The sequence below is a fragment of the Sulfitobacter litoralis genome, from assembly GCF_900103185.1.
GTDB classification, from domain to species: Bacteria; Pseudomonadota; Alphaproteobacteria; order Rhodobacterales; family Rhodobacteraceae; genus Sulfitobacter; species Sulfitobacter litoralis.
Map to the genome: position 1 here is coordinate 180950 of NZ_FNJD01000005.1, position 8421 is coordinate 189370.

At 61.6% G+C, this 8421-nt stretch carries 8 protein-coding genes; 7 read left to right on the forward strand and 1 reads right to left on the reverse strand.

The genetic code is table 11. The features are described from left to right. Positions 1–193 precede the first annotated feature (193 nt). From mraZ to mraY, 7 genes are read left to right on the forward strand one after another with little or no spacing between them, the layout of a single operon-like run. Entirely contained in the window at positions 194–697 is a 504-nt protein-coding gene (gene mraZ / locus BLQ98_RS06480) for a division/cell wall cluster transcriptional repressor MraZ (RefSeq protein ID WP_093732519.1), read from the forward strand. A 5-nt stretch (positions 698–702) separates the two neighbouring features. After that, a complete protein-coding gene (rsmH, locus tag BLQ98_RS06485) occupies positions 703–1695 on the forward strand; it encodes a 16S rRNA (cytosine(1402)-N(4))-methyltransferase RsmH (RefSeq protein WP_093732520.1) in 993 nt (330 codons plus the stop codon). Then, positions 1692–2045: a cell division protein FtsL gene (ftsL, locus tag BLQ98_RS06490; protein WP_005854161.1), complete on the forward strand. Its 354-nt coding sequence runs from the start codon at positions 1692–1694 to the stop codon at positions 2043–2045. The genes rsmH and ftsL overlap by 4 nt, the downstream gene beginning before the upstream one ends. Beyond that, positions 2042–3829 carry a peptidoglycan D,D-transpeptidase FtsI family protein gene (locus BLQ98_RS06495; protein WP_093732521.1) on the forward strand — a complete coding sequence of 596 codons (1788 nt, stop codon included), beginning with the start codon at positions 2042–2044 and terminating at the stop codon, positions 3827–3829. Before ftsL ends, BLQ98_RS06495 begins: the two co-directional genes overlap by 4 nt. Before the next feature lie 16 nt (positions 3830–3845). Then, positions 3846–5327 (forward strand): UDP-N-acetylmuramoyl-L-alanyl-D-glutamate--2,6-diaminopimelate ligase, encoded by a 1482-nt coding sequence (locus BLQ98_RS06500; RefSeq protein ID WP_093732522.1) that lies wholly within the window; start codon positions 3846–3848, stop codon positions 5325–5327. After that, complete coding sequence (locus BLQ98_RS06505; RefSeq protein WP_093732523.1) at positions 5324–6760, forward strand: UDP-N-acetylmuramoyl-tripeptide--D-alanyl-D-alanine ligase; 1437 nt, start codon at positions 5324–5326, stop codon at positions 6758–6760. The genes BLQ98_RS06500 and BLQ98_RS06505 overlap by 4 nt, the downstream gene beginning before the upstream one ends. A gap of 31 nt (positions 6761–6791) precedes the next feature. Then, the gene (mraY, locus tag BLQ98_RS06510) at positions 6792–7874 is read left to right on the forward strand and encodes a phospho-N-acetylmuramoyl-pentapeptide-transferase (RefSeq protein WP_093732524.1); all 1083 of its coding nucleotides are present in this window, start codon (positions 6792–6794) and stop codon (positions 7872–7874) included. Positions 7875–8084: 210 nt separating this feature from the next. On the opposite strand, the gene BLQ98_RS06515 is transcribed toward mraY, so the two are convergent. After that, a partial coding sequence (locus BLQ98_RS06515; protein WP_141135305.1) for an IS66 family transposase occupies positions 8085–8421 on the reverse strand: 337 nt, incomplete at its 5' end.

Genomic DNA, 8421 nt, shown 5'->3' on the forward strand with positions numbered 1-8421 from the left:
TTTCATCAGACCAAGAGATCCGGCGCGCGAGCGAGCAGACATCCCCCCCAGGTGGCGCGCGCAGTCGGACTTCCCCGCCAAGGCGGGACGGGCGGCGGGTTGATCAGTGGCAGCAGATCAACCCGCCGTTTCTACATCTACCGCCGGGGGCAAAAGTTTAAGGCGCATCAGCGTCACAGGCAGGGACACACACGTGAGCCGCAGGTTCAGAGGCGAAAGCCAACACAAGGTCGATACGAAGGGGCGGGTGTCTATCCCAGCCTCTTTTCGTCGTGTGTTGGAAGCCGGTGATCCGAATTGGCAGAACGGTGGCACGCCCGAGCTGGTAATCGTCTATGGCGACAGCCGCCGCAGCTATCTTGAATGCTATACCATGCAAGCCATCGACGAGGTCGATGACAAGATCGACGCCCTCCCACGTGGATCGATGCAGCGTAAGATGTTGCAGCGCCTGTTCCACGGTCAGTCCTTTCCGACCTCGGTCGATGAAACGGGCCGTTTGGTGCTGCCAGCGAAGCTGCGCAACAAAATTGATCTGGAAAACGAAGCATTCTTTATCGCCGCCGGTGATACCTTCCAGATCTGGAAGCCCGAAACCTACGAGACCGAAGAAAAGGCCCGCGAAGAGGAATGGCTGGACGAGCTGCCAGAAGACTTTGATCCGATGGCCTTCCTGGACGGCAAGCCGGAGGCTTGATCGATATGAGCGGACCCAACGATACCCCTTCCGCCCCCCATACTCCGGTTCTGCTGCGCCCCTTGCTGGCGGCGGTGGCCCCTGTGTCGGGGCGTTGGCTGGATGGCACCTTCGGCGCGGGCGGCTATACCCGTGGACTGCTGGACGCAGGTGCTGCGCAGGTGGTGGCCGTGGACCGTGATCCGCTCGCGTTTGAAATGGCGCAGGCCTGGGCCGGTGACTATGGCGACCGGATCATCATGCAGCGCGGCGTGTTTTCCAAAATGGACGACTATGCACAGGATCTGGACGGGATCGTGCTGGATCTGGGCGTGTCCTCCATGCAGCTTGATCTGGCAGAACGCGGGTTCTCTTTCATGCGTGACGGGCCGCTTGATATGAGGATGAGCCAGGACGGCCCCCCTGCGGCGGATATCGTCAACGAGGCCGAGGAAGAGGTGATCGCCAATATCCTGTTCCAATACGGTGAAGAACGCGCCAGCCGTCGCATCGCCAAAGCGATCGTACGTGCCCGCGAAGAGGCCCCGATCACCACAACGCTGGCGCTTGCAGGGTTGGTCGAAAGCTGTTTGCCGCGCTCGAAACCCGGCCAGTCGCATCCTGCGACCCGCAGCTTTCAGGCGCTGCGCATTGCGGTGAACAATGAATATGGCGAGCTGTTCAACGGGTTGATGGCGGCGGAACGTGCGTTGAAACCCGGTGGCCAGCTGGCCGTCGTGACCTTCCACTCGGTCGAAGACCGTATGGTCAAACGCTTCCTGACAGCGCGTGCGGGGGCAGGGGGCAACGCCAACCGCTTTGCGCCCGAAATTGAAGCACCCGCGCCGCAGTTCAAGATCCTCAAGCGCAAGGCCATCGGGCCCGACGCGCAAGAGCTGGAAGAGAACCCGCGCAGCCGCTCGGCCAAGCTGCGCGTCGCAATTCGCACTGATGCGCCTGCGGGCAGCATCGATGCCAAGACACTCGGCATGCCTATGGTCAGGGGATTAACCGTATGAGAACCGTGCTTTACATCCTAACCACCTTTTCGGTGATCGGGCTGGCCTTCTGGGCCTACCGCGAGAATTACGCGACCCAGCAAGCCCTGAGTGATGCCGATGACCTGCGCTATGAAATCCGCGAAGCCTACAGCCGTCTGGCCGTGCTCAAGGCGGAATGGGCCTATCAGAACCGCCCCGACCGTCTGCGCGATCTGGCAGAGCTGAACTTTGACCGGCTGAACCTTTTGCCGCTGCATCCTGACCAGTTCGGATCTATCGATCAGGTGAGCTACCCGCCGCTGCCAGAACTGCCGCTGTTCGAGATCACCGACGGCGTTGACGTATCCTCGATGGAGGCTCCCGAATGATCCGCACCCCACTGCGCCCGCTGGCCCGTATTCTTGAAGCCCGTCAAAAGGGCGAAAACCCCGACGCGATCGAGCGCGAAAACAAGCGTATCCGCCACGAGCAGATGCGCGACGCCTCGCGGCAACGCGCCGAGGGGCGATTGCTGGTTCTGGGGGTCTTCTTCTTCTGCGCCTTCACCGTTGTGGGCGCGCGTATGGGGGTCATGGCGACCACCGACCCGACAGAGCCGCGCGCGGCGGCCCCCGGTTCCGTGATCTCGGCCACCCGCGCCGATATTGTGGATCGCAATGGCAATCTGCTGGCGACCAATTTTGAGACACATGCGCTTTATGCGCAGCCGCACCACATGATCGACCCGCAGGGGGCCGTGAAAAAGCTGATGGCCGTGTTTCCTGACCTGAACGAAGAACGCCTGCTGCGCGACTTTACCGGCAAGCGCAAGTTCTTGTGGATCAAGAAGAAAATCAGCCCTGAGCAGATGCAGGCCGTGCATGATATCGGCGAGCCGGGCTTGCTGTTCGCGCCGCGTGATATGCGCCTTTACCCCAATGGGTCGCTTGCCGCGCATATCATGGGCGGGGCCAGCTATGGCCGCGAGGGCGTTCATGCCGCCGAGGTGATCGGCGTCGCGGGAGCAGAGAAATACTTTGACGATTATCTGCGCGATCCGGCCAATGGCAACAAGCCGCTGGAACTGTCGATCGACATGACCGTACAGGCCGCGTCCGAGCGTATTCTTTATGGCGGCATGAAGCTGATGAACGCCAAGGGGGCGACCTCGGTCCTGATGGATGTGCACACGGGCGAGGTGATCAGCGCCGTATCATTGCCCTCTTTCGACCCCAACGACCGGCCTCATGCCGCCGTCACGGGCGATGCGTCCGACAGCCCGCTGTTCAACCGGTCGGTGCAAGGCGTCTACGAGCTGGGTTCTGTCTTCAAGATTTTCACCGCGGCACAGGCGATCGACCTTGGCATTGCCACGGCGGATACGGTGATCGACACCTCTGGCCCGATGAAGGTCGGCGGCTTCCGCATCGGCGAATTCCGCGGCAAGAACTACGGCAAGCAGACGGTGACGGGGATCATCGTGCACAGCTCCAACCGCGGGACAGGGCGGCTTGCGCTTGAGATCGGCGCGGAGCGTCAGCAGGAGTTCCTGAAAAACCTCGGTTTTTTTGAACCAACCGCGTTCGAGATCGTCGAAGCCTCTGGCGGCAAGCCTTTGCTGCCGCAGCGCTGGCAAGAGCTGAGCACCGTAACCGTCTCCTATGGCCACGGCCTGTCCTCCAGCCCGATGCATCTGGCGGCGGGCTATTCTGCCATCGCCAATGGCGGGCACAAGGTCACCCCGACGTTGCGCAAGCAGTCTGGCCCCGTGGTCGGCCCGCGTGTGATGTCTGAACGCGCGGCGGCGGATGCCCGCGCAATGCTGCGTGCCGTGGTGACCGAAGGCACGGCCAGCTTTGCCGAAGTGCCCGGCTACCAGATCGGCGGCAAGACCGGTACGGCGGATAAACCCGGCCCCCGGGGTGGCTATCTTGAGGATACGGTCATCGCGACCTTTGCCAGTATGTTCCCGGCGCATGACCCCAAATACGTGCTGATCGTCACGCTGGACGAACCTGTCGAGACCTCGGGCGACAAACCGCGCCGCACCGCCGGTTGGACAGCCGTGCCCGTGGCTGCGGAAATGGTCCGTCGCGTCGCCCCCCTGCTGGGTCTGCGACCAACTGTTGAACCGGACAGCCTCGCTGATATAACGCTCTCCAGCAGCAACTAATATAAAGAGCGTCCCTATGGGCACACAGGCCGTCCCGTTATCCTCCCTTGGTCTGACCGCGAAAGGGGGGGGCAACCCGCCCGTTACAGGTATCAGTGTCGACAGCCGTCAGGTCCAGCCCGGCACCCTGTTCGCCGCCATACCCGGCAGCAAGGTCCACGGGGCCGAGTTTATCCAATATGCACTTCGCATGGGCGCGGTGGCCGTGTTGACCGACGCCGAGGGGGCCACACTGGCGGCTGACGCGCTGGCACAGGCCGACGTGGCCCTTGTCGTCACCGACGCCCCCCGCGAGGCGCTGTCGCGCGCGGCAGCCCTGTGGTACGGTGCGCAGCCGCAGGCGATGATTGCCGTCACCGGCACCAATGGCAAAACCTCTGTCAGCACCTTCGTGCGGCAAATCTGGATCGAGATGGGGTTGGCCGCTGTCAACCTTGGCACCACTGGCGTCGAAGGCGCATGGGCCGCACCGCTGGCGCATACCACGCCCGAGCCCATCACCCTGCACCGCACCCTGGCCGAAGCCTCTGCCAACGGCATCACCCATGCCGCGATGGAGGCGTCGAGCCACGGGTTGGACCAGCGCCGGCTGGATGGCGTGACGCTCAATGCGGCGGGGTTCACGAACTTTACCCAAGACCATCTGGACTACCACGAGACCTTCGACGCCTATTTCGACGCCAAGGCCGGACTGTTCTCGCGGGTGCTGCCCGAGGACGGAACGGCGGTGATCAATATCGATGATCCCAAGGGGGTCGATATGGTCGCTATCGCACGCGCCCGTGGCTGCGAGGTGATCACCGTGGGGCGCGACGGCGGCGATCTGCATCTGACCGGCCAGCGCTTTGACGCGACGGGGCAGGACCTGCGGTTTAGCTATCGCGGCAAGACCTATCAGAAACGGCTGAACCTCATTGGCGGATTTCAGGCAGACAACGTCTTGCTTGCAGCGGCGCTGGTGATCGCCTGCGGCGGCACCCCTGCGCATGTGTTTGATACATTGCCACATCTGACTACCGTGCGCGGCCGCATGCAGCTTGCCGCGACCCGCGATAATGGCGGGGCGGTATTTGTGGATTATGCCCACACCCCCGACGCCATCGCCACAGCACTTCAGGCGATGCGCCCGCATGTGATGGGGCGTCTGGTGGCGATCGTGGGGGCAGGCGGCGACCGTGACCGCGCCAAGCGTCCGCTGATGGGGCAAGCCGCTGCGTCCCATGCAGATATGGTGTTTGTGACCGATGACAATCCGCGCTCCGAAGATCCCGCAAGCATCCGTCATGCCGTGATGCAAGGTGCCCCCGACGCCACCGAAGTCGGCGACCGCGCCGAAGCGATTTTGCGCGGCATCGACGCGATTGGCGCAGGCGACGCGCTGCTGATCGCGGGCAAAGGACATGAAACCGGACAAACCATCGGGGATGATGTGCTCCCCTTTGATGATGTGGAACAAGCCAGTGTCGCTGTCGCGGCGCTGGATGGGAGACTGGCATGAGCTTATGGACAGCAAAAGAAGCTGAACGCGCCACAGGTGGCCGCGCCATCGGCGCATGGTCTTGCGACGGCGTGTCGATTGATACCCGCACCATCGCACCAGGCGATCTGTTTGTCGCGCTGAAGGATGTGCGCGACGGGCATGACTTTGTCGCCATGGCGCTGGACAAAGGGGCAGGGGCTGCATTGGTCACCCATGTGCCCGAGGGCGTGGCCGACGATGCGCCGTTGCTGGTCGTCGATGATGTGCTCAAGGCGCTCGAGGCGCTTGGCGCTGCTGCGCGTGCCCGCACGCAGGCTAAGGTCGTCGCGGTGACAGGCAGCGTCGGCAAAACCTCGACCAAGGAAATGCTGCTCGCAATCTTTGCGGACCAAGGGCGCGCGCATGCCTCTGTCGACAGCTATAACAATCACTGGGGCGTGCCGCTGACGCTCGCGCGGATGCCCGCCGATACGGAATACGCCGTGATCGAGATCGGCATGAACCACCCCGGAGAAATCTCTCCGCTGGCACAAATGGCGAAGCCTGACGTTGCCATGATCACCACCGTCGCCGCCGTCCACCTGGAGGCATTTGCGAATGTCGCCGAGATCGCCGTGGAAAAAGCCGCGGTGTTCGACGGGCTGCAGCCGGGTGGCGTTGCCGTGATCAACGCCGATATCGAACATGCCGCGATCTTGATGGCCAAGGCCGTGGATCGTCGCCTGCGCGAGGTCGAATTCGGTGAACATGGCTATCAGTACAAACTGCTGGATGTGCAGGTGCAAGGCGATACCACGGTGGTGCGCGCCGACGCCGACGGCACACCGCTGCTGTTCAAGATCGGCACACCGGGACGGCATTTTGCGATGAACGCTTTGGGCGCTTTGGCCTGCGCGCAAGCGATGGGGGCTGATCTGGCTCTTGCTGCCGCGTCGCTGGGACGTTGGACCCCGTATAAAGGCCGCGGCGTGCGCGAAGTGATCCAGCTGGATATTGTGGACACCCATCTGACGCTGAACCTCATCGACGATAGCTATAACGCGAACCCCACTTCGATGGCTGCCGCCCTAGAGGTGCTGGCCGCTGCCGACGTGACCCATGACATCGGACGGGTCAGCAAGGGCAGGCGTATTGCCTATCTGGGCGACATGAAAGAACTCGGTCCCGACGAGATCGCGCTACATGCCGGTCTGGCGCATCTGGAGGCGACTAAAACGCTGGATGTGGTCCACTGCGTCGGTCCGCTGATGAAGTCCTTGTACGATTTGCTGCCCGCGCATCAACGCGGGGAATGGGCCGAAACCGCAGCCGAGCTGTTGCCGGGGCTGTCGGGGCATCTGGACAGTGGCGATGTTGTGCTCGCTAAAGGGTCCTTGTCCATGAAACTAGGGCTGATCGTTGACGCGATCCGCAAAATGGGCCATCCGGTCCCGAATGAACGACGGGGCTGAGCCCACTAGATTTTGAGTTAGGACGCGTACGATGCTCTATTGGTTGACCCTCCTGTCGGATGGCGGCGATTTCTTTAACCTTTTCCGCTATATCACCTTCCGTGCCGGTGGGGCCTTTCTGACCGCGCTGATTTTCGGCTTTCTGTTCGGCAAACCGTTGATCGCGGTGCTGCGCAAACGGCAGGGCAAAGGGCAACCAATCCGTGATGACGGCCCAGAAGGGCATTTCGTCAAGGCGGGCACGCCGACCATGGGCGGATTGCTGATTGTCGGCGCGTTGCTGACCTCGACGCTGCTTTGGGCGCGGCTGGACAACCCGTTCGTCTGGATGGTGCTGCTGGTCACGATGGCCTTTGCCGCCATCGGTTTCGCTGATGATTACGCCAAGGTCAGCAAGCAAACGACCGCAGGTGTTTCGAGCCGGATGCGCCTGTTGCTGGGCTTTATCATCGCGGGCAGTGCGGCCTATTGGGCGGCGCAGTTCCACCCCGAAGAGCTGCAAAACCAGCTGGCCCTTCCCGTATTCAAAAACACGCTGATCAACCTTGGTTATCTTTTCGTGCCCTTCTCGATCATCGTGATCGTAGGCGCGGCGAATGCGGTGAACCTGACCGACGGGCTTGACGGGCTGGCCATCATGCCGGTGATGATTGCCGCAGGGGCGCTTGGCGTGATTGCCTATGCCGTGGGGCGCGTCGATTTCACCGAGTATCTGGACGTGCACTATGTACCGGGCACAGGCGAGATATTGGTGTTTACCGCCGGTATCTTTGGCGGGGGTCTGGGGTTCTTATGGTACAACGCGCCCCCCGCTGCGGTCTTCATGGGCGACACCGGTTCATTGGCCCTCGGCGGGGCCTTGGGGGCCATTGCGGTCGCCACGAAACACGAACTGGTGCTGGCGATTGTCGGCGGTCTGTTCGTGGTCGAAGCCCTGTCGGTGATCATTCAGGTTCTGTATTTCAAGCGCACGGGCAAACGCGTTTTCCTGATGGCACCAATCCATCACCACTACGAGAAAAAGGGCTGGGCCGAGCCGCAGATCGTCATCCGCTTTTGGATCATTTCGTTGATCCTGGCGATGATCGGTCTGGCGACGCTCAAGGTTCGCTAAGCCGATATCGGAATTGATGAAAACAGGAAGGCGCGCTGCAGAAATGTGGCGCGTTTTGCTTTTGGAGGAAGGGGGGCCAGCCCCCCCCCAGCCGTTCTGGTTCGTGTGGTCGATGTTGACCATCTTCCCCCCGGTAGAGGCGGGGGGAAGGAAACTGCTATTGGAGCGACTTAATCCTTCAGCCATTTATTATAAAATGTAAGCGTTGCTTCAGGCTTTGAAGTTCCACGGTAGCAGCTGATCAATGTCTTTCTGTTTATGGCCATTGACGATAGCTGTGATGACACTGGACAGGTAGTTGTGCGGCTCGATCTGGTTCAGTTTGCAGGTTTCGATCAGTGACGCGAGCATCGCCCAGTTTTGCGCGCCCGCGTCGTGACCGGCAAATAGCGCGTTCTTTCTTTGCATGGCGATAGGGCGGATGGTGCGCTCCACAGCGTTGCTGTCCATTTCAATGCGGCCATCGTCGAGGAACAGGATCAGGCCTTCCCAGTATTTGGCGATGTATTTTAAGGCGTCTCCGGTCGGTGATTTGGCTGACACCTGC